The 1,616-nt window shown below is 41.8% G+C and carries 1 protein-coding gene; it reads right to left on the bottom strand.

Annotation, left to right across the window (positions count from 1 at the left end):
- Window positions 1-50: 50 nt before the first annotated feature.
- On the bottom strand, window positions 51-1,616 hold a 1,566-nt coding region (locus BHECKSOX2_RS10325), incomplete at its 5' end, for an RHS repeat-associated core domain-containing protein (RefSeq protein ID WP_245391354.1).

Raw genomic sequence — 1,616 nt, 5'->3', positions numbered from 1 at the left:
AGTCAACCCTTAAAAACTGGAACAACGTGGTGGAACTGGACATCTATTTATTATTTTCGACGGAATAGGGATGCAAATCGTTGCGCCATTGTTGGTGTTTGAGATCTAGGTTGATAATTTTGTAAATTATTAAGGTTTTCAGGCACCGGTTGTGCTGCTCTGCCAAATTCTCTCCTCATTGTGGATTTACTGCCTAGCATCAAGAATGCACTCCCTTTTACGCCGTATCGATCTTCTACCCATACGCCATATTCCTGAGTTTTCATTATTCTTCCATCTTTTCTAAAAAAATCAACTTCTTCTAGTGTTAGCAATGCTATATTGTCTTTTTCATTTGTGTGTCTGTACGCAGGGTAGGCGTCTTCATCTGTGGTAAACCCCTCTGCTCCTGTATCTTGCGCTATATGATTACTACCAACAAGAGCAATATAATTATTTCTTGGCCCCAGTAAGCAGACATCCAACTTAGTGTTTGTCCAACCTTTTGAGCCAACATAAAGAAAATTATGAGTTATTGCCAATTGCCTTACGCGTTTAAAAATTTTTCGTGTTTCATCAGAAACAGGGCGATACTTGAGTATGAGATCAATAAAATCCATATCTGTAATAGCATGTTGACCTGGTATAGCGCCAGTATGCTCTAGCAGAATATCACGAATATTGGTAGTGGCGACTAAATCCAACAGTAAAATAGATCCAGTTGCTGACATATGATCTTCCCCGATCCAAAGATTTAATTTCTTATTGCGTTTTAAGCGTTTATTAACATGAGTAACAATCCTATGCCAACTTATCGTACCAACTTTATCATTTCCAGTTGGATCTATATATTTAAGCGGATTATTCCCCACATAAACATACAAATTCAAACCGTCAACCGTCCCTACTGAATCAGGGCTTATCCACCTTGCTAGCCAAGGAGCTAGGTACCTAGCACCGTAGTAGGATAAGCCACTACTGTCGTCTCTTTCTTTGCCTGTGTAGCGATAGCGTTTTTGTTGGACTTGGGTTTTGTCTTTGCCAGCGATGAGGGCAGTGCCACCATAGGGGTAGTAGTGTTCGTAGCTGAGGGTTTGGGCTTTGTCGTTGAGTTCTAGAGTGTTGGATTGTAGATGGCTGGTGAGTTGGTAGCGGGTTTGGATGGGGTTTTGTGTGTTGTCTGTGCTGGTTTCACTGAATATGTGAATACCAATGTGCAGGGTGCTGATTTGTTGTTTTGCTTGGTTGGTTGAAAGCTCTAGTGAAGGCAGGTAGTCTCTTTGGCTTTGTACTTGGTGGTCAGATTCAACCACACTGCGGACTCGATTGCCTTGGTAGCCATAAACATAGTACTGTGTGGTGTTGCTTTTGTCTGCTTTGCTGAGTTGGTTAAGCGTATTGTTGTAATGCCAATGTAGAGCACCAATGTTGTTGAGGATTAGTAAGTTGCCATTGACATCAAAGTCACTAGTGGATTGCTGTGTTTCGGTGCCACGGTTGTTGTTTGGGTGGATAACGAGGATTTGTTGCCAATCACCACTGTTTGCTTGGTGAGATAGGTTGGTTAGGTTATTGCCTGTGTCGTAGGTATAAGTTTGATGGTAAGGTTCTAGTGAAATCATGACATGGTGCAGCAG

Origin of the sequence: thiotrophic endosymbiont of Bathymodiolus puteoserpentis (Logatchev) (genome assembly GCF_900127505.1) — a bacterium.
Classification (GTDB): domain Bacteria; phylum Pseudomonadota; class Gammaproteobacteria; order PS1; family Pseudothioglobaceae; genus Thiodubiliella.
Note: the sequence above shows the minus strand (reverse complement) of the source record. Positions and strands in the feature narration are given on the sequence as shown.